General features: G+C 64.3%; 26 protein-coding genes. 12 read left to right on the top strand and 14 right to left on the bottom strand.

Going from position 1 to position 26544, the window contains the following annotated elements:
- Positions 1–103 precede the first annotated feature (103 nt).
- Positions 104–940, bottom strand: a complete 837-nt coding sequence (locus F561_RS0109985) for an SDR family oxidoreductase (protein ID WP_019009821.1) — start codon at positions 938–940, stop codon at positions 104–106.
- A 151-nt stretch (positions 941–1091) separates the two neighbouring features.
- Positions 1092–1877, bottom strand: a complete 786-nt coding sequence (locus F561_RS0109980) for an enoyl-CoA hydratase-related protein (protein ID WP_019009820.1) — start codon at positions 1875–1877, stop codon at positions 1092–1094.
- Between the two features lie 88 nt (positions 1878–1965).
- On the opposite strand from F561_RS0109980, the gene F561_RS0109975 reads away from it, so the two are divergent.
- The gene (locus F561_RS0109975; protein ID WP_019009819.1) at positions 1966–2667 is read left to right on the top strand and encodes a M48 family metallopeptidase; all 702 of its coding nucleotides are present in this window, start codon (positions 1966–1968) and stop codon (positions 2665–2667) included.
- Positions 2668–2763: 96 nt separating this feature from the next.
- Here the strand turns inward: F561_RS0109975 and F561_RS0109970 are convergent, their stop codons facing one another.
- A complete protein-coding gene (locus tag F561_RS0109970; RefSeq protein ID WP_026298779.1) occupies positions 2764–2976 on the bottom strand; it encodes a hypothetical protein in 213 nt (70 codons plus the stop codon).
- A 205-nt stretch (positions 2977–3181) separates the two neighbouring features.
- Between F561_RS0109970 and glpK the strand changes: the two genes are divergently transcribed.
- Positions 3182–4852: a glycerol kinase GlpK gene (gene glpK / locus F561_RS25220; RefSeq protein ID WP_019009817.1), complete on the top strand. Its 1671-nt coding sequence runs from the start codon at positions 3182–3184 to the stop codon at positions 4850–4852.
- Positions 4849–6426 (top strand): glycerol-3-phosphate dehydrogenase/oxidase, encoded by a 1578-nt coding sequence (locus F561_RS0109960; protein WP_019009816.1) that lies wholly within the window; start codon positions 4849–4851, stop codon positions 6424–6426. Before glpK ends, F561_RS0109960 begins: the two co-directional genes overlap by 4 nt.
- 113 nt (positions 6427–6539) lie before the next feature.
- Here the strand turns inward: F561_RS0109960 and F561_RS0109955 are convergent, their stop codons facing one another.
- The 3 genes from F561_RS0109955 to aguB all read right to left on the bottom strand — a co-directional run bounded on the left by F561_RS0109955 (position 6540) and on the right by aguB (position 9882).
- The gene (locus F561_RS0109955; RefSeq protein ID WP_019009815.1) at positions 6540–7577 is read right to left on the bottom strand and encodes a M42 family metallopeptidase; all 1038 of its coding nucleotides are present in this window, start codon (positions 7575–7577) and stop codon (positions 6540–6542) included.
- Between the two features lie 219 nt (positions 7578–7796).
- Positions 7797–8582: an enoyl-ACP reductase FabI gene (locus F561_RS0109950; protein WP_019009814.1), complete on the bottom strand. Its 786-nt coding sequence runs from the start codon at positions 8580–8582 to the stop codon at positions 7797–7799.
- Between the two features lie 406 nt (positions 8583–8988).
- A complete protein-coding gene (gene aguB / locus F561_RS0109945; protein ID WP_019009813.1) occupies positions 8989–9882 on the bottom strand; it encodes an N-carbamoylputrescine amidase in 894 nt (297 codons plus the stop codon).
- 201 nt (positions 9883–10083) lie between these two features.
- Here aguB and F561_RS0109940 point away from each other — a divergent pair, with 201 nt between their 5' ends.
- Positions 10084–10737 (top strand): DsbA family oxidoreductase, encoded by a 654-nt coding sequence (locus F561_RS0109940; protein ID WP_019009812.1) that lies wholly within the window; start codon positions 10084–10086, stop codon positions 10735–10737.
- Here F561_RS0109940 and F561_RS0109935 read toward each other — a convergent pair.
- From F561_RS0109935 to F561_RS0109920, 4 genes are all read right to left on the bottom strand, one after another.
- Positions 10700–11335, bottom strand: coding sequence for a GNAT family N-acetyltransferase (locus F561_RS0109935; protein WP_019009811.1), 636 nt, complete (start codon positions 11333–11335; stop codon positions 10700–10702). The two genes, F561_RS0109940 and F561_RS0109935, sit on opposite strands and share 38 nt — an antisense overlap.
- Positions 11325–12428 carry an agmatine deiminase family protein gene (locus tag F561_RS0109930; protein WP_019009810.1) on the bottom strand — a complete coding sequence of 368 codons (1104 nt, stop codon included), beginning with the start codon at positions 12426–12428 and terminating at the stop codon, positions 11325–11327. Before F561_RS0109930 ends, F561_RS0109935 begins: the two co-directional genes overlap by 11 nt.
- Positions 12429–12596: 168 nt before the next feature.
- Positions 12597–12917 (bottom strand): hypothetical protein, encoded by a 321-nt coding sequence (locus F561_RS0109925; protein ID WP_019009809.1) that lies wholly within the window; start codon positions 12915–12917, stop codon positions 12597–12599.
- Positions 12918–13111: 194 nt separating this feature from the next.
- On the bottom strand, positions 13112–14503 hold the full coding sequence (locus F561_RS0109920; protein WP_019009808.1) for an RNB domain-containing ribonuclease: 1392 nt from the start codon (positions 14501–14503) through the stop codon (positions 13112–13114).
- 211 nt (positions 14504–14714) lie between these two features.
- Here F561_RS0109920 and F561_RS0109915 point away from each other — a divergent pair, with 211 nt between their 5' ends.
- The 3 genes from F561_RS0109915 (at position 14715) to F561_RS0109905 (ending at position 16709) form a co-directional block, all read left to right on the top strand.
- Positions 14715–15623, top strand: coding sequence for a DUF4097 family beta strand repeat-containing protein (locus tag F561_RS0109915; protein WP_019009807.1), 909 nt, complete (start codon positions 14715–14717; stop codon positions 15621–15623).
- Positions 15620–16276: a hypothetical protein gene (locus tag F561_RS0109910; protein ID WP_019009806.1), complete on the top strand. Its 657-nt coding sequence runs from the start codon at positions 15620–15622 to the stop codon at positions 16274–16276. Before F561_RS0109915 ends, F561_RS0109910 begins: the two co-directional genes overlap by 4 nt.
- A 76-nt stretch (positions 16277–16352) precedes the next feature.
- On the top strand, positions 16353–16709 hold the full coding sequence (locus tag F561_RS0109905) for a DUF2089 domain-containing protein (protein WP_019009805.1): 357 nt from the start codon (positions 16353–16355) through the stop codon (positions 16707–16709).
- A gap of 125 nt (positions 16710–16834) precedes the next feature.
- Here F561_RS0109905 and F561_RS0109900 read toward each other — a convergent pair whose 3' ends face one another.
- The gene (locus F561_RS0109900) at positions 16835–17293 is read right to left on the bottom strand and encodes a SufE family protein (RefSeq protein ID WP_019009804.1); all 459 of its coding nucleotides are present in this window, start codon (positions 17291–17293) and stop codon (positions 16835–16837) included.
- A 186-nt stretch (positions 17294–17479) separates the two neighbouring features.
- On the opposite strand from F561_RS0109900, the gene F561_RS0109895 reads away from it, so the two are divergent.
- Both F561_RS0109895 and F561_RS0109890 read left to right on the top strand, forming a co-directional pair.
- Entirely contained in the window at positions 17480–18364 is an 885-nt protein-coding gene (locus F561_RS0109895) for a sulfurtransferase (RefSeq protein WP_019009803.1), read from the top strand.
- 254 nt (positions 18365–18618) lie between these two features.
- Positions 18619–20010, top strand: coding sequence for an alpha/beta hydrolase family protein (locus F561_RS0109890; RefSeq protein WP_019009802.1), 1392 nt, complete (start codon positions 18619–18621; stop codon positions 20008–20010).
- A gap of 77 nt (positions 20011–20087) precedes the next feature.
- Here the strand turns inward: F561_RS0109890 and F561_RS0109885 are convergent, their stop codons facing one another.
- Positions 20088–21047, bottom strand: a complete 960-nt coding sequence (locus F561_RS0109885; protein WP_019009801.1) for a metallophosphoesterase family protein — start codon at positions 21045–21047, stop codon at positions 20088–20090.
- A gap of 70 nt (positions 21048–21117) precedes the next feature.
- On the opposite strand from F561_RS0109885, the gene F561_RS0109880 reads away from it, so the two are divergent.
- From F561_RS0109880 to F561_RS0109870, 3 genes are read left to right on the top strand one after another with little or no spacing between them, the layout of a single operon-like run.
- The gene (locus F561_RS0109880; RefSeq protein WP_019009800.1) at positions 21118–21390 is read left to right on the top strand and encodes a hypothetical protein; all 273 of its coding nucleotides are present in this window, start codon (positions 21118–21120) and stop codon (positions 21388–21390) included.
- Positions 21391–21418: 28 nt separating this feature from the next.
- Positions 21419–21799, top strand: coding sequence for an MmcQ/YjbR family DNA-binding protein (locus F561_RS0109875; RefSeq protein WP_019009799.1), 381 nt, complete (start codon positions 21419–21421; stop codon positions 21797–21799).
- A complete protein-coding gene (locus tag F561_RS0109870; RefSeq protein WP_019009798.1) occupies positions 21796–22344 on the top strand; it encodes a class I SAM-dependent methyltransferase in 549 nt (182 codons plus the stop codon). The genes F561_RS0109875 and F561_RS0109870 overlap by 4 nt, the downstream gene beginning before the upstream one ends.
- A 73-nt stretch (positions 22345–22417) precedes the next feature.
- Here the strand turns inward: F561_RS0109870 and alaS are convergent, their stop codons facing one another.
- Entirely contained in the window at positions 22418–25324 is a 2907-nt protein-coding gene (gene alaS, locus F561_RS0109865) for an alanine--tRNA ligase (protein ID WP_019009797.1), read from the bottom strand.
- A gap of 164 nt (positions 25325–25488) precedes the next feature.
- Complete coding sequence (locus F561_RS0109860; RefSeq protein WP_019009796.1) at positions 25489–26523, bottom strand: AfsR/SARP family transcriptional regulator; 1035 nt, start codon at positions 26521–26523, stop codon at positions 25489–25491.
- Between the last annotated feature and the right edge of the window lie 21 nt (positions 26524–26544).

The raw sequence follows: 26544 nt of genomic DNA, 5'->3' as shown, positions 1-26544 counted from the left end.
ACGGCGGGTTTGAGGTTGGGGGTCTAAGTACAGCGTTCTGTCAGTGGTCCACAAAAACCTGCAATTCCCAGACCCTCAACCCCCGACCCCTAAACACTCTTTCTCAGGACTTGGTTTCCTGCGTCATCTGCAAAAACATCTGGTACTGCGGCGCACCGCCCAGCATGTTCTGGCCGCCGTCTACGGGCAAAATCACGCCCGTGACATAGCTGGCCGCGTCCGACACCAGAAACAGCGCGGCATTGGCGATGTCCTGGGGCAGGCCGAAGCGTCCCAGCGGCACGGTGCGCGTAAATTGGGCGCGGGTTTTTTCATTGGGGGCGAGGCGGGCCATGCCCTCGGTGCCGTCTATCGGGCCGGGAATGATGGCATTCACGCGAATTCCGCGCAGGCCCCATTCCACGGCCAGCGTGCGGGTCAGGGCGTCCACGCCTGCCTTGGCGGCCACCACATGCGCCTGCATCGGCACAGGCACGCCGTAGGCGCTGATGCTCAGCACGTTGCCGCCCGGAGCCTTGATGTGCGGCGCGGCGGCCTTGATGGTGTTGTAGGTCCCCAGCAGATCGATGTCCACCACCGTCTTGAATCCGTTGGGGCTGATGCCGTCCACGGGTGCAGGAAAGTTCCCGGCGGCTCCGGCCAGCACGATGTCGAAGTCTCCGTGGGCTTCCACGGCCAGCGCCACCGCCGCCTGCAGGGCGGCAAAATCGCGCACATCCGCGCTCACGCCGATGGCCCGCCCGCCCGCTTCCACGATGCCCGCCGCCGCCTTCTGCGCCTTCTCCAGATTGCGGCCCAGAATCGTGACCGCGCAGCCGTGCGCCGCAAAACTCTGGGCAATGCCGAGGTTGATGCCGCTGCCGCCGCCGGTAATCAGAGCATGCTTGCCGCTCAGCAGGTCGGGGCGAAAGGTGGTGGCGGGATTGGCAGTCTGGGTCATGGAGGTGCTCCTTTTGAAGTGGTCTGAATGTGGCTGGTGCAGCGTTCAGTCAGTGATCAGTAGTGAGTGGGAAAAGCGTGGGGGCCGAGAACTCTGGGTTGCGGGGAGGTACGCAAACTTCTAGAACGCTGCACCCAGGCTGTCAGGTTGTCTAGTTCAGCGCCGATGCCAAGCCCTCTGCGGTCATGTGTTCGGCGTTCCAGTCCACTGCCGCCGCCAAGCTCTGGGCATGAGGCAGGCCGCCATTCAGCGTGCGCTTGGTGCCTTCCAACGCTCTGGGAGGCAGGGCGGCCAGGTGCGCGGCCAAGGCGTCGGCGCGGGCATACAGCGCGTCGGCATCGGCGTGAAGCTCTGTGACCAGGCCCCAGCGTTCGGCGGTGGCGGCGTCGATGGGTTCGGCGGTCAGGGCAAGGTGGGCAGCGCGGCCCCGGCCCACGATTCCCGGCAGGCGTTGCAGCCCGCCCAGATCGGCGGCGATGCCGAGGCGCACTTCGGGCAGGCTGAAGCGGGCCGCGTGGGTGGCAAGCCGGATATCGCAGGCGGCGGCCAGTTCCAGTCCCGCGCCGATGCACCAGCCGTCTATGGCCGCGATCACCGGAATGGGCAGGGCGGCCAGCCCCTCAATGGCGGCGTGCATCTCGTCTACCACAGCTTTAAACGCCCCGTGCCTGGTGGCAGCGGGCTGACTCAGGGCAGCGGCGATACTGGGCGCGGTGGCCTTCACGTCCAGCCCGACGCTGAAATGGCGTTCTCCGCGCACGATCAGCACGCGGGCCTGGCCCAACTGCCCCAAGGCCTGCGCCGTTTCCAGCCAGGTGGCGGGGCCAAATGCCGCCTTGGGATGCGTAAACGTCAGCGTGGCTATCCCTGCGGACTCGGACAGCCGTACAGCCCTCTGCCCACCTTCCTGCCCCAGATCGGGCGCTGAATTGCTCATGTCTGAAGTGTAACCCGATTCGGTAGACTGGGTTCAAAATTCCTGGGCCACTCACCCGCTTTGGCCGCGCTTGGGGTTTGCTATAGCTATGGCAGCCGGCGTGGATGGGGCAGAACAGTGGAGCGTGGGCGGCGTGCCTGTTCGGGTCAGGCGCAGTGCGAGGCGGCGCACGCTGGCCCTGCAAGTGCGCCCGAACGAGGTCATTCTGCATGCGCCCACGCAGGTGCCCGACCAGACGCTGCTGGATTTTCTGAATGCCAAACGTGACTGGGCCGCCGGACACCTCGCCACCTACGCCGCCCGAATGCCCACCGTGGCTGCCCTTCCAGACGGCGCAGAATTGAGCTTTCTGGGCGAGAGGTTGACCCTGTGCCTGAAGGCTCCCGGCACACAGGCCAAGCGCGATGGGCAGACCCTGTGTGTGCCCTCCGATGCTCCAGAAGCGGCCCTGACGCAGTGGTACAAAGCCGCTACCCTCCCGCATTACCGCGAACTGGTCGAGGGATACGCCGCTCAGTTGGCGGCCCGCTCCCACCTGGCCTCGGTCATGGTCAGCGATACCCGCACCCGCTGGGGCAGTTGCACCGCCGACGGTCATATTCGCCTGCACTGGGCCCTGGCCCGCGCCCCGCTGGAGGTGGCCCGCTACGTGGCCCTCCACGAAGCCGCGCACCTGCTGGAAATGAACCATTCACCGCGTTACTGGGCACACGTCTCCCGCCTGATGCCGCACCACAAACCGCAGCGCGACTGGCTGCGGTTGCATGGGCACGGGCTGATGAAGTTCTGAGAACGGTCAGTGGTGAGTGGTCAGTAGGAAGTGGGAAGATCAAAAGCTGGACTGATCTCGAGTGAACGCCCTTCCCACTCACCACTCACTGTTCTTCTACATCGCTGGCATCGGCATGGGATTGGGCCACGTCGGCGTGTCCGGGTTGTCTGTCGGCTCCGGCTCGGGGAAACCGGGGGTGTCCGGGTTCACGGGCGGGTCGGTCATGGGGCCGAGGTCGTCGCCTCCTGGCAGGCGCTCTGGCCGGGGCATGGGGGTGTCGGTGGGTTCGGTGGCAGGGGCAGGTGGGCGGTCATAGGGGCCGGTCATGGTTGTTGCCTCCTCGGGTGTGCGGAATGGCCCCAAGTGTGCTCCGCCGCCTTCCTGTTCAGACAAGAGGGGCGTGAAGGGGCCTTGATTTCCCATCAGATTCCCGCCCAAATGTGAGCTGTGCTGCTAGGCTGCTTGCACTGTTCGTCAGGTAGGTTCAGCAGGCAAATCAAAAGCAGACAGCAGTTGCTGGAGGGGTTCGCTCATGTCGAAATTTATCCTGGCTCTGGATCAGGGCACCACCTCTAGCCGCGCCATCGTGTTTGACCGGGCGGGGGCAGTGGTGGCCGCCGCGCAAAAGGAATTCACGCAGTTTTTCCCGCAGCCGGGGTGGGTCGAGCACGACGCGCAGGAGATCTGGGGCACGCAGGTGGGCGTGGCGCAAGAAGCCCTGACGCGGGCGGGCCTGCGGGCGGCAGATGTGGCGGCCATCGGGATCACCAATCAGCGGGAAACGGTGGTGGTCTGGGAGCGGGCGTCGGGGCGGCCCATTCACCGGGCCATCGTGTGGCAGGACCGCCGCACCGCGCCCCTGTGCGACGCGTTGCGGGCGGCGGGCCATGAGGCCACCATTCAGGCCAAAACCGGGCTGGTGCTGGACGCCTATTTTTCGGGCACCAAGGTCGCGTGGCTGCTGGATCAGGTGCCGGGGGCACGCCAGCAGGCCGAACGCGGAGAATTGGCCTTTGGCACGATGGATTCCTGGCTGGTCTATAACCTCACGGGGGGCGAGCTGCACATCACCGATGCCAGCAACGCCAGCCGCACCCTGCTGTTCAACATCCACACCGGAGACTGGGACGACGAGCTGTTGGCCCTGCTGAACGTGCCCCGCGCCATGCTGCCGCAGGTGCGGGCCAGTTCGGAGGTGTACGGCGAAACCGCCGAAGGGCTGCTGGGGGCGCGGGTGCCGATAGCGGGCATCGCCGGAGATCAGCAGGCGGCCACCTTCGGGCAGGTGTGCCTGAAGCGCGGGATGGCTAAAAATACCTACGGCACAGGCTGTTTTTTGCTGATGAACACGGCTCGGCAGGCCGTGACCAGCCAACACCGCCTGCTGACCACCGTGGCCTGGCGTTTGGGCCAGCAGCTCACCTATGCCCTCGAAGGCAGCGTATTTACCGCCGGGGCCACCGTGCAGTGGCTGCGCGACGGGCTGGGCATCATCCGCGAAAGTGGCGACGTGGAGGCGTTGGCGGCTAGCGTGTCCAGCAGCGGCGGGGTCACGTTGGTTCCGGCCTTCGCGGGACTGGGTGCGCCCCACTGGGACCCACACGCACGCGGCACGATGCTGGGCCTGACGCGGGGAACCACGGCGGCCCACATTGCCCGCGCCGCTCTGGAGGGCGTGACCATGCAGGTGGCCGAGGTGCTGGCGGCGATGGAACAGGACGTGAAAAAGATTCCGGTTGAATCCCGTAGTTCTGGGATTCAATCCGAGCGGAGCGAGCAGGAAAGAATACGGGTTTCGGGAGATGGACGGACACCCGGTGGGGTTCTGGGTGGCCGGGAATCGGACGAAATCCGTATGGGTGGTGCTGGAAGTCCGGCCCTGACCGAACTGCGCGTGGACGGCGGCGGCAGCCGAAACGACCTGATGATGCAGCTTCAGGCCGATATCGTGGGCGTGCCGGTGGTGCGGCCCCGCATTACCGAAACCACGGCGCTGGGCGCGGCTTATCTGGCCGGACTGGCGGTGGGCTACTGGCAGGGTACCGATGAAATTGCGGCCCAGTGGCAGGAAGACCGCACCTTTGAGCCACGGCTCAGCGCCGACGAGCGCGGGGAGCGGATGACACGCTGGAGCCGGGCCGTGTTGCGGGCCAAAGACTGGGCGGATCAGGACGTTCTTCTGACAGAGAAAGGAGCAGAATGACGGGCATGTCTTCTGTGTCTGCCCCGCCAGCCGATCCCCGAACTGCCACCCTGCAAGCGGCCACCACTTCTGCCCAGTGGGACATTCTGGTCATCGGTGGGGGCGCGTCGGGGTTGGGCACCGCCGTAGAAGCCGCCACTCGCGGCCACAGCGTGCTGCTGCTGGAAGCCCACGATTACGCCAAAGGCACCAGCAGCCGCTCCACCAAACTCGTGCACGGCGGCGTGCGGTATCTGGCACAGGGCAACGTGTCGTTGGTGCGCGAGGCCCTGCGGGAACGCGGCCTGCTGCGCCAGAACGCTCCCCATCTGGTGCGCGATCTGGGCTTCGTGGTTCCGGCCTACGACTGGTGGGCTGGCCCGTTCTACGGCATCGGCCTGAAACTGTACGACGTGCTGGCGGGCAAATTAAACCTCGGCACCAGCAAAAACCTGACCCGTGAGGCGGCCCTGAAGCGCACGCCCACCCTCCAGCCCGAAGGCTTGATGGGCGGCATCCTGTACTTTGACGGCCAATTTGATGATGCACGGCTGGCAATCACGCTGCTGCGAACCCTGCAAGATCACGGCGGCGTGGCCCTGAACCATGCCCCCGTGACCGGCCTGATCAAGGAAGACGGCAAGGTCGTGGGCGCACGCTTCCGCGACACCGAAACCGGGCAGGAGCATGAGGTGCGGGCTAAAGCGGTGGTCAACGCCACAGGCGTGTGGGTCGATGAAATCCGGCGCATGGACACGCCCGACGCGCCCGATATGCTCTCGCCCAGTCAGGGTGTGCATGTGGTCGTAGACCGCAAATTTCTGCCCGGAGACAGCGCCATCATGATTCCGCGCACCGATGACGGGCGGGTGCTGTTTGCCGTGCCGTGGCACGATCATGTGGTCATCGGCACCACCGATACCGCCGTGCCCAGCGCCAGCTTTGAGCCGAGGGCCTTGGCCGACGAGGTGGAATTCATCCTGAACACGGCGGGTCGTTACCTCTCACCCGCGCCCACCCGCGCCGATGTTCGCAGCGTGTACGCGGGCCTGCGTCCCCTCGTCAAGCCGGAAGGCGGCGCAGACACCAAGGCCATCAGCCGGGATCACATCATCCGAATTTCGGAAGGCGGGCTGATTACCCTGACCGGCGGCAAGTGGACGACCTACCGCCGCATGGGAGAAGACACCGTGACCCGCGCCGAGCAACTGGCGGGCCTGCCCGAACGCCTGACGCTGACGCCCAAATTAAAGTTGCATGGCTGGAGCGACGAAGAACGCCCTGACCACTGGAAGGTCTACGGCACCGACGCCGAACGCATTCAGGCCATGACCGGAGCCGACACTCAACTTCACCCCGAGTTGCCCTACACCGAGGCCGAACTGCGCTGGGGCATCCGCACAGAAGGCGCACGCACCGTGGAAGACCTGCTGTCTCGCCGCACCCGCGCCCTGCTGCTGAATGCCCGCGCCAGCATGGAAGCCGCGCCCCGTGCCGCTGCGATTCTGGCCGAGGAACTGGGCAAAGATGAGGCGTGGGCCGCCGCCGCCGCGCAGGAATATCGTGATGTGGCGGCGGGGTACGTGCTGAACTGAGGTTGTAGGGGGTAGATCGTGGATCGTGGGGAAGGGCGAGAGCTTTTAATCCTGTGAGACGGATGTCAGCCTAGATGTCCACAACATTTTTTCCACGATCCACACTTCACGATCTACACTCCTTCCCTCACGTACTCCAGCATCAGCGCCCCCGTCGCCGTCAGCGCGTCCGTGTGCGTGCGCTCGTAGGCGTGGCTGGCATCCACGCCGGGGCCGATCAGGGCCACCGGGTAGTCTGCGCCAGCTCGCCATGCCGCTGTGCCGTCGCTGGAATAGTAGGGGTAGATGTCCACGCGCAACGCTACTCCGGCCTGCGCCGCCGCCGCCCTGATCCGGTTGCCCAGATCGTGGTCGTAGGGGCCGCCCGAATCGGCCACGCACAGCGTCACATGGTGTTCACTGCTGGTCTGCCCATCACCTATGGCAGCCATGTCCACGGCGATCAGTTCGTCGGTGTGCGCCGGGATGCCGGTGGCGGCCCCGTGCCCCACTTCTTCATAGGTGGTGACATGAAAAGCCACCGTGCGGGCGGGCGGCGCTTTTAGCAGCTTGCGCGTAACGCCCAGAAAGATCGCCACCGCTGCCTTGTTGTCCAGATGCCGCGCCTTGACGTACCCGGCAGGCGTGAGGCGGGGCCGCGCATCGAAGCTGACGAAATCGCCCACGCCGATGCCCAGGTCAAACGTATCTGCCGCCGAAAATACGGCCTCATCCAGCCGCACTTCCATCACGCTCTGCTCTCGCCGCAGCTCTCGCAGGGCCGCGCCGTGCACATGCACACTCTGGCGAATATTGACCACCGTGCCCGTGACCACGCGGCCCGACTGGGTATGCACGCGTACATCTTCGCCCTCCACCGTGGCCCAGTCGTAGCCGCCCAGTGCACTCAGCAGCAGGCGGCCCGACCCCTTCACACCGCGTACCATTGCGCCGAGGGTGTCTACATGCCCGCTGAAGGTGGTGTGCCCCGGCCCAGTTCCGGCCACTTCCCACGTCAGCGCTCCCTTACGCGTGCGAACAGAAGGCACGCCCAGCGCCGACAACTCGGATTCGATCAGGACCACCGCCGCGCCCGTGAACCCGGTAGGGCTGGGGGTATCCAGCAGGCGCAGCAAAATATCGAGGGTATAGGGCAGGTCTAGGGCTGTCATGGTGCCTCTATGATGCCCTAAACCCATCATTTTCCTCCCCTATAAGGGGGGCATTGCGGGAGCAACGGGGGGTTAAGCTTCCAGCGTTACCAGCAAACTCCCCAGTCGGCTTCGCCGCCAGCCCCCTTAAGGGGAGCGCAAAAGATGTTTGGTCCCCACCTCTAAGGGGGGGCATTGCGGGAGCAATGGAGGGATTCACCCGCCACCCCCAATGCCCGCTCAGTCCACTTTCATGGTCATGATGCTGGCCCCGGCATCCACGTACACGGTCTGTCCGGTCATGCCGCTGCCCAGATCGGACAGGAGGAAGAGGGCCAGTTTGCCCACCTCTTCGGGGGTGGCATTGCGGCCCAGCGGCGCGGCGGCGGCGGCCTTGTCGTACATGGCCCCAAAGCCCGGAATAGAGCGGGCGGCGATGGTTCTCATGGGGCCTGCACTGATGGTGTTCACGCGCACGCCTGCCGCGCCCATTTCGGAGGCAAGGTAGCGGGTGGCGGCTTCCAGCGCGGCTTTGGCAACACCCATCACGTTGTATTTGGGCACCACCTGCTGAGAAGCATGGTAGGTCAGGCTGACGATGCTGCCGCCCGCATTCAGCAGCGGTTCGGCGTGGCGGGCCGTGGAGACCAGCGTATAGGCGCTGACGCTCAGGGCCGTATTCCAGTCTTCGGGCGTGGTGTCCACAAAGCGGCCATCCATCGCGCTGCGGGGCGCAAAACCGATGGAGTGTACCAGCATGTCCAGCGTGCCGAATTCTGCTTTTACGCGGGCAAACAGGGCCGTCAGGTCTTCTTCACTGGTAGCATCGGCCTGCTGCGTCCACACGCCTTCACGCCCCGCCAGCAGCTTGTCCAGCTCTCCCTTCAGGCGCTCGCCCTGATAGGAAAAACCCATGCGGCACCCGGCGGCCAACAATTGCTCGGCAATGGCCCAGCCGAGGCTACGGGCATTGGCAACACCCATCACGAGGGCGGTTTTGCTGGACAGATCAACGCTGATACTCATGCCGGGAACTGTAGCAGTGTGCGGGGGCAGGCCGCTGAAGTGGGTACAGAGTTCAAGACCCAACCCCCCAGCTAGTCCCCTTGAGAGCGTATCCAGGAAAGCCAAGTTAATTGGAAGAGAAATCTGTTTAGGCTGAGATTTTTAGCTCCCTCACCCTTGAGGGGGGAGGGCTGGGGAGGGGGTGAGCGGGGGACACGTTCTAGCACAGCTTATTGACCACTTCCCCTCTCACTTTCCGAAGAGGCTTAGAGGGGAGCACAAACGCCCTTGTCCTCCCCTTTGAGGGGGGCGTTGCAAAGCAACGGGGGGGTTATTCAGCAACGGGAGGGTTCAGTCGCCCAGTCTGCAAGGAGTTGCCCACCTCAGCCAGCATCCATCATTGGCTGTAGCGTGGTCGAAGCGTCTCTCACCCCCGTTTCGTCACCCCGTCCAGCGTCATCAGCGAGCCGTAGAGTTCTGGGCGGCGATCTCTGAAAAAGCCCATGCCAGCGCGGAATCGGCGGGCTTCTTTGAGGTTGAGGGTCTGGGTCAGTGCGCCCTCCTCGGCCTCGTTCAGTTCGGCCACGATTTCGCCGGTGTAGTCGGCCAGAAAGGAGTGGCCGTAGTAGGTCTGGGTGAGGTCGCCCACGGTTTCGGTGCCGATGCGGTTGGCGGCCCCCACATACGCCGAGTTGCTGACGGCGTGGCCCTGCATGGCCCGCTGCCACATGGAATGGTTGTTGGGGCTTTCCACGCCTTCGGGTTCGCTGCCGATGGCGGTGGGATACAGCAAAAAGTCGGCTCCGCCCAGCATCAGGGCGCGGGCGGTTTCGGGATACCACTGATCCCAGCAGATGCCCACGCCCACGCGCCCAAACTGCGTGTCCCAGACCTTGAATCCGGTGTCGCCGGGATTGAAGTAGTACTTTTCCTCGTAGCCGGGGCCGTCGGGGATATGGGTTTTGCGGTAGTTGCCCAGCACCGCGCCGCCCGCGTCGATGCACACGAGGCTGTTGTAATGCGCCTGCCCCGCCCGTTCGAAGTAGGAGAGCGGCAGCACCACGCCGAGTTCCTGCGCCAGATTCTGAAAGCGCCCGATAAACGGGTGGCCTTCCAGCGGGTGCGCCAACTCGAAGTATTCCTCGCGCTCCACCTGACAGAAATACAGGTTCTCGAACAGTTCGGGCAGCAAGATGACCTGTGCGCCCGCCCTGGCCGCGTCGCGCACATGGGCCTCAGCGCGGGCCACGTTGTCTTGCAGTTGGTCGGTCACGTGCATCTGGATCACGGCCAGATTCAGGGTGTCGGGGGTGCGGCTCATGTCTTCAGGCTACCTGACCCAGCCAGAAACAGAAGTGATCAGGGCAGATTTTGTCGCTTTGGTGATCGAATCGGCAAGGTGCGGGGCGCTGAATTCGACTCCTGCCGCCGCTGCCTTGACTGTTTCTTGCCACTTGGTTGCTGCATCAAATGAGGAGTGAGCGCCCCGATTGCTCCATTACGCCTGTGCTAGCGTTCCGGCATGACTGCTGCGCCTGCTGCTCCCACCGATGTCTTCTTTGACTTTCTGTGCCCCTACGCCTGGCGCGGTCTGGAACTGGCCGACGTATTGCGGGCGCAGGGCCACACCTTCCGGCTGCGGCATTTTTCGCTGGTGCAGGGCAACCACGCCGATAACGCGGCGGCGGGCGGCCCGGTGTGGTGGCTGACCGATCAACCGCTGGATGAAGGTAGCCCGTACCAGCAGCACAGCCTGGCCGCCTTTCTGGCCGCCCACGCCGCCGCGCAGCAGGGTGAGGAATTGCACTGGGCTTTTACGCTGGCGCTGTACCGTGCCGTCCACGAACACAAAAAGACGCTGGATGAAACCGCCATTGCCGAAGCCGCCCAGACTGCCGGACTGGATCTGAGCGCCTTTGCTGCCGCCCGCGCCAATGAAGCGGGCCTCCGCGCCAGCCTGCGTGCAGAACTGGCCGAGGCTGCCGAAATCGGAGTGTTCGGTACGCCCACCTTTGTGCTGCCCGATGGAAGCGCTGCCTACTACCGCTTCGAGAACCTGACCCGCGACCCCGATACGGCGCTGATCTGGTGGAACCTGTACGGCGAAGTCCTGCGCTCCGGCGCGGGTATTGCCACCATCAAGCGGGCGAAGAACCGTCCGGCACAGAAGGCCTAGGCTCTGGCACATCCATTCCCAGCCGCCGCGCGACTTCTCCCTCAGCCCGTTTCAGGCCGCAGCGAACGTCCATGTACTCGCGGTACACGGGGTCGAAGCTATAGATCAGGACGGCTATAACTCCGTGATGGTCTATCTCCATGCCCTGAAGGCAGAATCCGGCCCGTAACTTGGGGATCAGCACCGCATTGTTGGTGGCGTGGTGGTGGCTGCGTACCAGGGCCGAGCCCTCGGCTTTCAGGACCTCCAGCACCACGGGCAGCAGGCGGGTATACACCCCTTTGCCCCGGTGCTGCGGCAAGAGCGCCGTATTGACCATATACGCGGTGCGGGCGTCCCATTGCCGCGAGATTTGCCAGCCTGCCACCTCGCCCGCAAACAGGATCAGCCACGCGTGGCGCTTGCCCTGTGGCAAGGCAAACGGGGCGTCAGCCTGCCAATCGAACGACACGCTCTGGTACGCCTTGGCCTCCAAGTGGTCGGCCATTGCCCAAGCCTCGGCATTGGTCACGGGGCGCAGGCTGTAACCGCCGCCCAGATCAGTTTCGGGGCCAAGTGCGGGGGGAATGGGAAGGGCGAGAGTCAGTTCACTCCCCATTCCACGCCTGTCCCAGCGGTTGCTGCTGCGTCACGCAGTGAAAGCTTCCGCCGCCTTCGATGATGGCGCGGCTGCTCAGGCCGATCACTTCGCGGCCCGGAAAGAGGGGGCGCAGGACTTCCAGCGCGGGCAGGTCGTTGGGATCGCCGTACTGGGGCACCACCACAAAACCGTTACCGATATAAAAATTGGCGTAGGTGGGCGGCAGGCGGCCCTCTGCGCCCTCCAGACGGTCTGCGGGCAGCGGCAACTCCACCACCCGGAAAGGCTGGCCGCCGAGGTCGGTCATGGCCCGCAACTGCGCCAGATTGCCCGCCATCGTGGCGTGGTTGGGGTCTTCGGGGTTGGGTTCCACGCTGGTCACGATGGTCTGCTCATCCACAAAACGGGTGATGGTGTCGATGTGGCCGTCGGTGTGGTCGTTTTCCAGCCCGCCATCCAACCACAGCAGCTTTTGAAGGCCCAAAGTTCCTTGCAGCAGTTCGGCGTAATCCTCTTCGGTCAGGCCCGGATTGCGCGTATCGGTCAGAAAGCACGAACGGGTCGTCAGGCCCACGCCCGCGCCGTTGACCTCCAGCCCGCCGCCTTCCAGCACCTCGGGCCTGTCCCAGTGCGTGAGGCCGAGGGACTGCGCCACGTATTCCGGCACGCGGTCATCATGGTCGGCGTTGAATTTGCCGCCCCACGCGTTAAAACGCCAGTTGATCAGGCTCAGGTCGGCGTCTGCGCCCATTCCCCGAGTCACAAAAATGGGGCCGTTGTCGCGCATCCACACGTCGTCCAGCGGGACATGATGGAAGGACACGTTCGCCCCTTCCAGCCGCTGACGGGCGTCCTGCTCGCTCTCGGTGTCGCGCACCAGCAGATGCACGGGTTCAAAGCGGGCAATGGTCCGCACCAGCTCGGCAAACTCGGCCCGCACCCCGTCCAGATGCCCGAACCACAGGTCATCGTCGGCGGGCCAGCCCATCCACGTCGCGGCGTGTGCGGCCCACTCTGCGGGCATCGCAAAGCCCTGCGAGGCGGCAGAAGCGTCTTGCGGCAGCAGGTGCTGTTCGGGGGCAGGCAGATCAGAGCTAGTCACGTGGGGCATTGTCGCATTCCAGCGTTTGGGGAAGGTGATTTTGGGAGGGTGATGGGCCGTGAACACCTCAGCGTTGTGGGGGATTCACAGCCCATAGCCCATCTTTTTGGTCCCATAAATACACTAAAAACGGGCGAAGCATCCCCGCCTCGCCCGTCTAAGTTCAGTCAGGTCAAATCAGCCCATCAGCGGCGTGTCGCCCAGATCGGTGCTGGCGAGGGCGCGGAAGATGTCGGCTTTTTCGGCAAAGCCCATCATGTCGTAGCAGGAAGCCAGTTTCAGCGCAAAAAACTGTGTGGCGCGGGCATCTTCGCGGCGTTCGGCGGCCTCCAGACAGTCGCGGTAGTGGCGTACGGCGAGGTGATACTGCGCCCCACCCTCGGCATGTTCGGCCCGGCAATGGCTGATCCGCAGAGCCACGATATCGGTGGGCAGCAGCCCGGCACCGTGGGCAGAGGGTGCGCTTTGCAAGTTCACGTCAGAGGTCGCGCCGTTCATGGCCCCGATTTTAAGCGTGTAGCGCAGTAGATGAATGAAAGGTGAACCGGATTTGGCGTGCCAAAGGTGTGTTCCCAAGCGTTGTTTGAAGCGGGTACAGACTTTTGTTGGAGATTCCGACCGTGGAGTGTAAGCTGAACTTTCGCCAAGTTTTTCACAATGTACGTGTTGGTTTCGTTTCCAGTGCCGTTGGGTCATTCCCCCGTGACGATTCTGGCCCGCACAGTCAATTTCGGCAGATCCACGTCGGTCAGGCGCACACGCAGAGCCGTTCCTGCCGGGGCGGGCGTGCTCAGCGGCAGGTCGTAGGCCAGATCGGGAATCAACAGGGTGGCCTGCGGGCCACGTCTGTCCACGATCACGGCGTCCCACACACGGTCTGGTTGGGCGGCCACGTAGCGCAGGGTGTGGTGTTTGCGGCTGAGGCGTTCGGCCTGCCGGGTGGCGTCGGCGTTCATCTGGGCCTCGGCCACGCGGGCAGCCACGGCTTTTCCGCCCAGCGGTTCGGTGCCCGTCAGGTGCGAGCGCAACTGCTGATGCACCACCAGATCGAGGTAACGGCGCATGGGGCTGGTGGCCTGCACGTACAGTTCCAGCCCCATGCCGTGATGTGGCCCCGGCGAGGGCTGAAAGCGCGTGCGGGCCAGCGTGCGGCGGCGTGCCCACTGGGCGGGCAGGGTGTCGCCGCGCACGTCGCGGGTGGGCGCGTCCTGCGTGGCAAAGGGCAGGGCAATGCTGTGGTCGTCGCCGTAGATGGCGGCTCCCCATCCGGCCAGGGTCATACATTCCTGCACCACGAATCGCATTTCGGGCTTGGGCAGCGGCGACACTTCCGCGCCGTGGGCATCGGCCTTCACACGCACTTCGGGCAGGTCGATGCTCAGCGCTCCTTCCGATTCGCGCAGATCGCGGCTGGCACGGGCAAGGCGGGCCAAGGTCAAGAAGGGTTCTGTGCCCGCGTCCAGCCGCCCCTGTGCCTGCGAGTAGGTCAGGCGGGTCACGCGCACGCGGCTCAGGCACACGTCCACGGCGTCGGCGTTGCCGTCCGAATCCAGATCGAGGCTGATCGACAGCGCGGGCATGGTGTCGTGCAGGCCGAGTCCGGTGCGTTCCACCAACTCATCGGGCAGCATGCCGATGGTCTGGTCGGGCAGATACAGCGTCGCGCCGCGTGCGCGGGCTTCCAAGTCCAGCGGGCTGTCTGCCGTCACCAGCGCCGACACATCGGCCACATGTACCCACAGGCGGGTGAGGCCGTCTGGGAGGGCTTCGATCCCTACCGCGTCGTCGGGGTCGCGGTTGCCGTCGTCGTCAATCGCAAAGGCTTCGAGGTGCGTCAGGTCGAGGCGGGCTTCTTCGGCAAAGTCGGGCACAGGCAGCGTCACCGGGGTCAGAGCCGCGCCCAGACGGTCTGCATAGGGCGTGCGGGCCTCCGTCCAGAGGCCCAGCCGCAGCAGCAGGGCGTGGGCGGCTTCGGGCGTTTCGGTCTGGCCCAGTTCGCGCAGGGTACGGCTTTTCTCGGCCTTGCCCCGCGCCAGCAGTTCTACGTCGGTGCGCTGGGCGGGCGTGAGTTCGGGAAGGGTCATGAGCTAGAGGATACGGGGCAGGGCAGGCCGGAGCGCGGAAGTTCTGCAAATAGCAACTTCAGATTGCTAGTCCCTCCGGACCCGTTTCCAATGTTTGGGCTGGGAGTGCGTTCAGCGGGTCGAATTGCGCCGAGATATTCATTAAGTCTAAAACTGCGCTTGACAATCTGTGAGTTTGGTGTTTCTATATATTCATTCAAAGGAGACGAGCATGAATGAACAGCATCCCCCCGAAGATTTCCGCTCGCAGGTTCAACGTCTGGTGGCCGAAGGCAAACTCACCCCCGATGAGGCGGCAGGGTTATTGGAAGGCGAAGGGCCGGAAGCCGGGTTGTCGGCAGACCAACGGGCCGAGGGCATGACGCTGATGCCCACGCTCAGTACGGATGAATTCAGCGATTGCCCCCCAGACCTTGATCTGCATGTCACGGGCTACGGCCTCACGGTGCTGCAAGATGCCCGTCTGTTTGCCCCCCAGCTCAGCGCCAACCGCGACGGCGAAGTCACTTTGCAGGCCACCGCTCACGGCTGGGTCGTGCGCCGGGTGGCTCGCTCGGGTCATCACGGTCTGAATCTGAAAGCCATCCTGAGCCTGCCGTTTGTGCCCCGGAATGTGCATGCACAGGTGGAGGGCGGCAGCCTGACCCTGCCCGATCTGGACGGAGAAATGCAGGCCGAGGTGAACGGCGGCCATGTGCGGATGGGCCGCGCCGCCAGCCTGAACGCCGAAGTCAACGGCGGCAACCTGACCGCCACCGAACTGGGCGGCCCCACCCACCTCAACGTGAACGGTGGCAACCTGACCCTTGAGGGCGCACACAGCCTGAATGCCAGCATCAACGGCGGCAACCTGCGCTGGGCGGGCCTGCTCACGGGCGGCGACCACCGTCTGGAAGTGAATGCCGGAAACGCGACCCTGTACCTCAAAGAGGGCAGCAACGTGCACTTGAGGGCCGAGGTGACGGTGGGAGCCTTCAAAACCGACTTTCCCACACGCAAATCGGGCGGGTTTCTGAATACCCAGCATGAGGGGCAACTGGGCAGCGGCGACGCGCAGCTTTCCTGCCGGGTCTCGGCGGGTCAGGTCAAAGTGTTGAGCGGATCGGGGGTGACATCATGAGAGAAAAAGTCAAGCGCATTCTGGATCTGGTGCGGGCCGGAAAACTCGACCTGAACGACGCCGCGCCGCTGCTGGCCGCCCTGAGTACGCGGCTGGCCCTCACCGACGCAGACCGCGAACTGATCGGGTCGTTGCTGGCCCGCGAAGACCTCGATACCGGGCAGGTGGCCGAGCATCTGCTGCTGCTGCGGGGCGTGCGTGATACTCCGCCTGCCGCGCCGCGCCCCCCCAATCCTCCGGGGCCTCCCGGCTGGACCTGGGAAGAACAGGCCCGCTTTGATCGCCATCCCCCCGGACGCGGCATGAATGTAGACGTGAATGTGGACGGCATCATGGAAGGCGTGAACAGCGTGCTGGGGCGCGTGGGCGGATTGATCGGTTCGGCGGGAGCGCCCCCCCGCGCCGGAGTGACCGCCCGGATTCTGCGCGTACAGGTGGAATCCAGCGGCGGCGACGAATACGACGCCAACCTGCCCGTGAGCCTCGCCGCGCACCTGCACAAACTGATTCCCCCGCACGGCATTCGCGCCCTGGAACGTGCTGGCCTGAGCATCGAGGCGTTGCAACTCCTGATCGAAGCCTCGCCGCCCCCCGGCAACCTCATCAACGCCGAAGACAGCGAAGGCAACAGCGTCAAGCTGACACTTTCGTAGAAGGAGCGGAGAGTGGAACGTGGTTGGGCCGTTGCCACGTTCCACCTTCCACACTCCATCCCCTACAGTGAATCCCATGCCCCGCCCCCTGCCCATTCCATTTCCCGATGAAACGGAAGCGCCCACCGTGACCGAACTGCGGTTTCCCAGCAGCGGCGTCACGGTGCGCGGCGATTTTACCCTCAACGAATTTGCGACCCTCACGCCCGACAATCTGGAATTCCTGCGCCTGTACGTGCGGGTACGCGGTAACCTCAAGGAAGTGGAGCGCGTGCTGGGCGTGTCTTATCCCACCGTTCGCGCCCGCTTCGATACCCTGCTACGGGCCATCGGTTACGAACCCGAGGCCGCTGACCCCCAGTCGGAAGTGCTGGAACGGCTGGAACGCGGGGAAATTACGCCAGATGAGGCGGCGAGGAAACTGCGGCGGTAGTGCGGGAGACTTGAAAGGTGAACCCCCCCGTTGCTGGCGCAACGCCCCCCTTAGAGGGGAGGACCTAACAGCTTTTGCGCTCCCCTTTAAGGGGGGCTGGCGGCACAGCCGACTGGGGGTTGGTCTTACTGCCCTTCCGCGTGCGCCTGCACATCCCGCTTCAGCCGCATCAGGATCGCGCCCATGCCACGCAAACGCATGGGCGTAATCAGTTCGGTCAGGCCCATGTCCATATAGAACTGATCGGGTACGCTCAGGATGGTTTCCGCGCTCTCGCCGTTCAGGGCCTCACTCAGAATGCCCGCGTAGCCGCGAACGGTGGGGGCTTCTTCGGGCACCTTGAAGAACATCTGTACGCCGCTGCCTTCCTCTTTTGTGACCAGAAAGAAGGGGCTGGCGCACTCGGGCACGGGCTGCAAAAATTCCGGGTGATCGATGTATTCCTGCGGCAGAGGCGGCAATTTGCGGCTGTATTCCAGCAGCGCCTGCAATCTCAGCGGCTTGGGCGCACGCCGGAACAGATCCACGATGCTCTGAAGTTTTTCGGGCAGGGGCGCAGTGGGGGGGGTGGAGTCGGCGGTCATATGGCCACTGTACCCCCGAGGCTGGGCAGGATATGGTAAGGCTTGTCCAGTTGACCCATTTTGTCAATTAGTAGGGCGATTCGGTACAATCAGGCCGAACAGTCAGGGCCGACAAGCCCACCACCAGTCTGCCTCACCGCTTAGTATGGTGGCCCTGCCCCCCCACATTCTTCAGGAGGAATCCCCATGACCCAGCAAGCAAGCCCGACCCAGAACTATGCCAAAGACGTTTTGGTCAACACCGATTGGGTGGCCGCGAACCTGAATACCCCCGGCGTGCGCCTCGTGGAAGTGAACGAAGACATCTTGCTGTACGACACAGGCCATATTCCCGGCGCGGTGAAGGTGGACTGGCAGGGCGACTTCTGGCATCCCGTGGAGCGCGACTTTATTACCGCCGATCAGGTGTCGGCGCTGCTGGGTCGCCTCGGCATCAAGGAAGACGACCAGATCGTGCTGTACGGCGACAAGAGCAACTGGTGGGCCTCCTACGCCTACTGGTTCCTGAGCTACAGCGGCGTGAAGAACCTGAAACTGATGAACGGAGGCCGCCAGAAATGGGTCGCGGAAGGCCGCGAGCAGACCACCGACGCCACCGAAGTGACGCCCACCACCTACCCCAAACTTACCCGTGACGAGAGCCTGCGGGCCTACCGCGATGAAGTTCGGGCGCACTTGGAAAGCGTGAAGGCCGGAACGGGCGCACTGGTCGACGTTCGCAGCCCCGACGAGTTTTCGGGCAAGGTCACGCATATGCCCGCCTACCCGCAGGAAGGCGTGCTGCGCGGCGGCCACATCCCCGGCGCACGCTCGATCCCCTGGGCCAGGGCCACCAACGAGGACGGCACCTTCAAGAGCGCCGACGAACTGACCGCCCTCTACGGCGGCGAAGGCGTGACGCCCGACAAAGACGTGATCGCGTACTGCCGCATCGCGGAACGCAGCAGCCACAGTTGGTTCGTGCTGCGCGAACTGTTGGGCTACCCCAGCGTCCGTAACTACGACGGCTCCTGGACAGAATGGGGCAACGGCGTGGGCCTGCCCATCGAGAAGACCTACAGCGAAGAGTAAGCCGCTGGGTAGGGACAACAATCAAGTACAGGCCGGGGCAGCGTCAAACTGCTCCGGCTTTTTGTGCTGGCTGGACAGAGGAATACGGCAATATAAAGATGACCTTAATCTAGGTGCCCTGTGCCTCGTTTGACGTTAGGCTGAAGCCCGTAACAGACAATTCACTGCCTTCCTCTGTCGGCGTTTTCTGTCATGGGACCTGGGCCTCGGCCCGGTTTGCCCTCTCCCGCTCCCTTTGCTCTGCGAGGTTCAGCATGAAACGACTTGGCCTTTCCATCACTGTCGCGGCGCTCCTGTCTACCGGAACGCTGACCTCTTGCAGCCTGATGTTTCCGGGCATGGCACAGACTTCCCCGGTGGCCTTGCCGCCCCTGTCGGTGCCCGGAGACCTGCGCCCAGACGCCCCCGCCCTCAGTCCACGCGGCAACTATGCGGTGGGCGTGCAGACCGTCAAGCTGGTGAATCCCGGCCAACTGGACATCGTGAACGCGCCCAAGGAAGGGGCCACCCCACGCTATGACCGCCCGCTGACGGTGGAAGTCTGGTATCCCACCACCGGGGCCAGCGGCGCGGGCGCGACCACCTACGGCGACGTGCTGGGCAGCGGCCCCAACGATCCCAAGCGGCCCAATACGCCGTTTGCCACGCCCGGACGCGCCACCCGCAATGCCCCGGCCAACCTTCAGGGCGGGCCGTTTCCGCTGGTGATCGTGTCTCACGGCTACCCCGGCAGCCGCAGCCTGATGACCTACCTGACCGAAAATCTGGCGAGCAAGGGCTATATCGTGGCGGCCATCGACCACACCGACAGCACCCACGGCGATAAGGCCGCTTTTGCCAGCACGCTGCTGAATCGCCCGCTGGACGACATGTTCGTGCTGAACGAGATGGCGCGGCTGGGGGCGGCGGGCAGCGGCAGTGTCCTGAGCGGCATGGTCAACGCCGATCAGACCGGGCTGGTGGGCTACAGCATGGGCGGTTACGGTGCACTGAACGCGGCGGGCGCAGGCTTTGGCCCGCAGATGCTGCCGCTGGTGCCGGGGGGCGCACTGGCCGCCCGCCAGACCGGGGCCTATTCCACCGACCCGCGCGTCAAGGCTGTGGTGGCCTTCGCTCCGTGGGGAGGAGACGCCGCCGTGCGCTCTATCGGCGTCAATTTTGGTGGTGCATACGGCTTCTGGGATGAAGCGGGGCTGGCGGCCCTCAAGGTGCCGACTCTGTTCATCGTGGGCGATAAGGATGACGTGGCAGGCTACACGGGCGGCGTGAAATCCCTGTTTGAGAATGCCGTGAACGCCGAGCGGTACATGCTGGTCTACCAGAATGCCAGCCACAACTCGGCTCCCAATCCGCCGCCCGCCATTACCCTGAACAGCTTTGACGACTACATGCACTACGCCGAACCCGCGTGGGACATGGGCCGCCTGAACAACATCAATCAGCATTTCGTGACGGCCTTTCTGGATACCAAACTCAAGGGGATGGCCTCCGCCGCCGCCTACCTGAATGTGCCCACGCCCCTGTCCAACGACGGCAAATTCAGCCGCAACGCCGACGGCACGCCCAAGGCCGACGATACCTACTGGCCCGGATTCCAGAACCGCACGGCGCGGGGCATGGAGTTTTACAAGTTGATGCCGAAGTAAGGGCCAACTTCGGTGCGTGGCGAGTGGGAAAAGGCGGGGGGCCATCTCGTCCACGCAGTCAGTAATTCAACCTCCCTTCACCGAAATTCATTGACCCGCAGCAGTGGCCCGCCCAATCCGTTGATCTGGGCGGGCAGTTTTGTGGGGTCGATGGCCGCGCCCGTCCCGGCGTCCACGGCGCTCAGGCGGGCGCTTCCGGCCTGCAAGTCGATGTCCAGCACGCTGACCACGCTGCGGGCCGTGCCGGGAAAGCCCACGTAGTCTCGCCCGCCGATTCCGCCGCTGTTCAGGACGTTCAGCCTGCCCAGTCGGGCCGGGTAGTAGGCCGCGTGATGCCCGCTGACATAGGCCAGCACGCGCCCCCGCTCCATCACTTCCCGCAGGGCGGCGGCCTGTGCGATCACCTCGCCGGGTCTGTTTTTGCCCTCGCTGACGCCTGCCAGCGGCAGATGCCCCACGACCAGACGCACACCCGCTGCCCGCGCCTGCGGTGTGCCGAGTTGCGCGGCCAGCCATGCCCGCTGCGCGGCGTCTACCCCCGGCCCGCTGGCGTCCAGCACGGCAAGAAAGAGGGTTCGTCCGGCCCGGTCGGTGCGGGTCAGGCTGTAACGGAAGGGATACTGCGCGGCGTCCACGACAGTTCCGGCAGGGGCAAACTGCTTCCAGTAGGCCGCCGCTTCCCGCCGATCCCGCGTCAGGCTGGCATCGTGGTTGCCCAGCGCAAAGACGAAGGGAATGGCGGCCTGTGCCAGTGGCGCACGCACCTCCCGCCCGAAGGCGGCCCACATGCCGCGCACGTTGGCGTCGGTCAGGCTGGCTTTCTGGCCCGCGATCAGGTCGCCCGCCGACAGCACCAGATCTGGCTTCCAGGTGTTGATGATGCGGTCGAGGGTGGATTTCAGGTCGGGAGGATAGGTCAGACTGCCATAAGAGCCGTTGAAGTCGCTGAGAACCGCCACGCGCATCAGGTCGGGGGCGGCGCTTGGGGCAGGAGTGGCCGACAGCAGCAGCGGCAACAGAAGGACGAGGCGGCGCATGGCGTCAGTTCATCACGGTTTCTTGAGCGAACCGTCAGACGCTCCTGACACATCCCGCGCAGACTGGGGCATGACCCAGAACGATGACCGCGACGCCCTGCCCGTAAATCCCGCGCTCTCGGTGCGCGGCGCAGATCAGGCCGCGCCTGAACACACGCCCGCCGAACAGGGTGACGCGCCAGCTGATTTTGCCCAGCGCCCCATTCCGCCCATGCCTACGCCCAGTACCGAGGGCCTCAGCGCAGGCGAAGTCAGCACCATGCTCGGCGGCGATGCCAGCATGACCGAGGCCAACGAAGCACTGGGCACGGCGGAAGGGCTGGACATCATCACCGAAAGCTGAAACCCTGCCCGCGTGCCAGACTGCCTCCATGCGTTCTGTCTCCGATCTGCGTGCAGCCTGCGCGGCCCTGCCCCATTCGCACGAAACCTTTCCGTTTGGCATGGACACACTGGTCTGGAAGGTGGGTGGCCCGGAAACAGCCAAAATGTACGCGCTGACGGGCATCAACGATGATCCGCTGACGCTTTCGCTGAAGATTCGGCCGGAACACGGCGACCAGTTGCGGGCCGCTCACCCCGCCATCGTGCCGGGGTATCACCTCAATAAGCGCCACTGGATCACGGTCACGCTGGACGGCAGTGTGCCCGACGACCTGGTGCAGGAATTGCTGGCCGGAAGTCACGCGCTGGTCTGGGCAAGCCTGACGCGGGCGCAGCGGGCAGAACTGAGTACACAGGAGGACGCATGAACGTTGCCCTGGGAGCCGGGACACAGCGCTGGAACGGCTGGATTCCCACCCAGCAAGAAGAATTGGATCTGCTGAAGCCTGCCACCTTTGCTCATTTTTTTGGCGAGGCGCGGGCCGATGCCTTCCTGTGCGAACACGTCTGGGAACACCTGACCCTGGAGCAGGGGAGAGCGGCGGCGCGGTTGGTCTCCCAGTACCTCCAGCCCGGTGGATTTCTGCGCGTGGCTGTGCCGGACGGCCACCATCCTGACCCGGCGTATCAGGCGTTGGTGGCGGTCAACGGCCCCGGTCCCGCTGCCGATCATCAGGTGGTGTATACGCTGGAAACCTTCGCGCCCATCTTCGAGGCGGCTGGCTTCCGGGTGCGCCCGCTGGAATGGTGGGACGCGGCGGGCCAGTTTCACCGCGCCGACTGGAACCCAGCCGAGGCTCCAATAGGCCGGAGCAGCTTCCTCGATGACCGCAATGCAGCGTGGCGAGCAGGCTCCGGCCAGTTGGGATTCACCAGCCTGATTCTGGATGTCTTCAGGCCGGAAGAGTTCTGACCATAAAAAGCAGGAGCCGCAGGCCATCGCCCCGGCTCCCGCTCTCAGTTGGAATTCCCTCAGTCGGAATTGCTTAGAACGCCGTGTCCAGCGCCTCTAGCGCCGCATCCGGGTTCTGGATCCCGGCCTGTGCCATATCTGGGCGGCCCCCGCCCTTACCGCCCGCTGCGGCGGCGAGTTTGCCCACCAGTTGGCCCGCGTGTGCGCCCCGTGCCACAGCTTCTTTGGTGGCCTTGATGACCAGTCCGGCATCCGAGGCGATGACCACCAGATCAGCGCCGCTGGTGTCCAGCAACTTGTCGGCGGCTCCGCGCAGTTCGTTGCCCGCAATTCCGGTCAGTTTCAGGGCCGCTACCCGGAAGCCGCCCAATTCGCGCAGGGGGGCCGCGCCGCCGCCGTTTCCGCCGCTCATCTGCGCTTCGGTCAGTTGGCGGCGTACCTGCACCGTTTCCTTCTCGGCGGCCTTCAGTTGGGCCTGAAGCTGGGCCACACGCACCTCCAGACCCTCCAGACTGGTGTTCAGGCTGGCGGCAAGGCGGGCGTCACTGTTCAGGCGTTCGCGCAGCCACGCGGTGGCGGCCTCTCCTGCCAGAGCCTCGATCCGGCGCACGCCCGCCGCCACGTTTTCATCGCTCAGCAGCACAAACGCGCCGATTTCGCCGGTACGGGTCACATGTGCGCCGCCGCAGAGTTCCTTGCTGCTCACGGTGTGGCCGCCAAGGGTCACGCTGCCTTCCACGCTGACCACGCGCACCGTCTCGCCGTATTTTTCGCCAAAGAGGGCCGTCGCGCCCGCTGCTTTGGCCTGTGCAATGGGCATTTCCTGCCACTGCACCGCAAAGTCGGCGCTGATCCAGCGGCTGACGAGGCGTTCCACTTCGGCCAGTTCTGCGGTGCTCAGGGCTGCGCCGTGGGCAAAATCAAAGCGCAGACGATCCGGGGCCACCAACGATCCAGCCTGACGCACGCCGTCGCCCAGCACGGCACGCAGGGCCGCGTGCAGCAGGTGGGTGGCCGTGTGGTGGCGCTCGGTGGCCTGCCGCGCTCCGTCTACCACGCCGCGCACCGTGATATCAGGGGTCAGGGTTCCGGCCTGCACTTCCACCTCATGCAGGAACACGCCGCCGGGAGTCTTGCGGGTATCGCGCACCACGCCCGCGCCCGCGAGGCCGTCCTCACCTGTCCATTCCAGCCGTCCGGTATCGCCTACCTCGCCGCCACCCTCGGCATAAAACGGCGTCTGCGTGAGTACCACCGTGCCCGCCGTGCCCGCTTCCAGCGCGTCCACGCGGCCTTCAGAGGTCATCAGCGCCAGCACTAGCCCCTCGGCTTCGAGGTGGTCGTAGCCCACAAACGCGGTGGCGCTCAGGTCGCCCACGGTGTCCTGTGCGCCAAACAGTTCGGATTTGCCGTACTTGCTGCCTGCCCGCGCTGTGGCCTGCGCCTTTTCCAGGCTCTCGGCATATCCGGCTTCATCCACGGTGACGCCGTATTCTTCGGCAATTTCTTTGGTCAGGTCTACCGGGAAGCCGTAGGTGTCGTAGAGGGTAAAGGCTTCCTCGCCAGAAAGTATGAGGTCTGTAGGCTGAAAATCTGTGATTTGAGCAATATGTGCTGGGAAGCTGGCCCGCCCGATAGTCATCATGCCATCTGGATTCATGATGTCTGCTTTGCTGTAAATTTCTCTCCCAAACTTTGTATAAACCCAATCATGGTACTTACGATGCTCGTCACGGATGGTGTAAGTCACGCCATCGGATGAATTTTGCCTGTCGTACAAACGTCCCAGTTTGGCAATAGCTACTTGGAGTCGCTGAATCCCGCCTTCCAGCGTCTTCAGGAACCGTTCTTCCTCGGCCCGAATCGCTGCCGTCACGCGGGCTTCTTCGCTCACCAGTTCGGGGTAAGCGCCGCCCATGCTTGCCACCACCAGCGGCACCAGCGTATGCAGCACGGGTTCGCGCAGGCCGAGCAGATAGGCGTGGCGGCTGGCGCGGCGCAAAATCTTGCGAATCACGTAGCCGCGCCCGGTGTTGCTCAGGGAAACGCCGTCGGCCAGGGTCATGCTCACAGACCGGACATGCTCGGCCACCACGCGGTGAGAGATGCTTTCTGGCCCGAGGTACGGCTTGCCGCTCAGTTCCACGATCCGGGCGATGATCGGCGCGAACACATCGTTGGAATAGAAGTCGAACACATCCTGCACCACGGTGGCGACGCGCTCCAGGCCCATGCCCGTATCGATGTTCTTGGCGGGCAATTCGACCAGAGTGGGTGTGCCGTCGGCCTGCGGTTCCTGCCGCTCGAACTGCGGAAACACGTTGTTCCAGATTTCCAGAAAGCGGGCACTTTCGCGGGTGTCGGCGTATTCTGCCCACGTATCGTCGCCGTAGGCTGGCCCCCGGTCATAAAAAATCTCGCTGCATGGCCCGCAGGGGCCGTTTGGCCCTTTGGCGGGCGCATCGGCGGGCCAGAAATTCTCGTCGGCCCCAAAGCGCAGCAGGTGGTCTTCGGGCAGCCCTATTTCCTGCGTCCAGATGCCGAAGGCTTCCTCGTCGTTCTCGTAGATGGTGGCGTACAGCTTGGACGCATCAAGGCCCATCCATTCTGGAGAAGTCAGGAATTCCCACGCCCAGGTGAGGGCCTCGCGCTTGAAGTAATCGCCAAAGCTGAAGTTGCCCAGCATTTCCAGCAGCGAGCAGTGACGCAGCGTGCGCCCCACGTTCTCGATGTCGCCCACGCGCAGGCATTTCTGGGCCGTGGTTACGCGGGGATTGTCGCCGTAGCCGGGGAATTTGGCCGCCGCGCCCATAAACTGCGGTTTGAAGGGCTGCATTCCCGCCACCGTAAACAGCGTGGTGGGGTCAGGGGCAATCAGGCTGTGGCTGGGCAGGCGCAGGTGGCCTTTGCTCTCGAAAAAAGACAGATACTTTTCGCGAATCTGTGCCGTGGTTGGGGCAGTGGTGGGCGGAACCGTCATAGGTGCAGTCTATCAGCGGCGGGGAAGGGGTGAATCTGCCAGATGAAGGGCGGTGCGTCAACAACTGGGGGGTTCACACGCAACGTTGGCATGTGAACCCCCCAGTCTGCTTTGTCGCCAATTCCCCTTAAAGGGGCGCACCAAAACTCTTGTGTTCTCTCCGCTCAGTCCAGATCCACAGCCCACCAAGCTTCGCGCTGAGCGGCGAGGCGGGCGCGGGGATCACCGATGGTATCGAGGGCGCGGGCCAAACCCTGCCAGTCCAGTTCACTCATGGGGTCGATGGCGAGGGCGCGTTGGTGCAGCATGGCGGCGTCTTTGGCACGTCCGGCGTCGGTGGCGGCGCGGGCGGCAAGGCCCAGAATGCTGAGCTGCTTTTGCTCCAGCCGCGAGCGCACGTCATCGACCCACGGGCTGTCGGCTCCGGGCAAAAAGTGGCCGTAGATGCCTGCCAATTCGCGCAGTTCTTCCAGGCCGAGGCTGCCGTTTTCGGCCTGCCCAGCCAGCAGTTCGTAGCGCTGCACGTCGTATTCGGGGGTCAGGTCGCTGGCGAGGGCGTAGCGGCGGTTGGTGCTAATCACGGCCTCGTTGCTGAGGCTGCGGCGCAGGCGGTGCAGGGTCGTATGAAACAGGCTGCTGGCGCGGGCCTCGTCTTTTTCGGGCCACAGCGCTTCGGCGGCTTCCCAGCTCGTCACTTCTTTGTGTTCCAGCAGATAGAAGAACAGTTCCAGCGCCTTGCGTGAAACCCACGCCACCGCCGCCCCTTTCCAGACCACCTGAGCGGTGCCCAGACCCTTTGCCAGCATTCCGCTTTCGCCCTGAATGGTCAGGCCAGCGCGGCGCAGTCTCGCGTCTACGGCAGTGGTCAGGTCTTGCGGTGTGAAGGGCTTGGGCAGGTAGTCATCGGCCCCCAGATTCATGCCCCGGCGCACGTCGCCGCGCTCGGCATGGCTCGACAGCAGCACAAACGGTAATGCGCCCAACTGCTCGTTGTCACGCACTTTTTCCAGAAACTCCAGGCCCGTCATGTAGGGCATGACCACGTCGCTGATCACCAGATCAGGCGTGAAAACTTTAAGCAGATCAAGGGCTTCGACCGGATGATTGCTGGTGCGAACCTCATGCCCAGCACGGGACAGGATGACACTGATGAGCTTGAGGATGGCGGCGTCGTCATCCACGACAAGGATGCGCGGCATGTGAGCAGTCTAGCAGGCTCC

It is taken from the genome of Deinococcus aquatilis DSM 23025 (assembly GCF_000378445.1).
Taxonomy (GTDB): domain Bacteria; phylum Deinococcota; class Deinococci; order Deinococcales; family Deinococcaceae; genus Deinococcus; species Deinococcus aquatilis.
The sequence above is the reverse complement of the archived record's forward strand: the minus strand, read 5'-3'. Positions and strand labels throughout refer to the sequence as shown.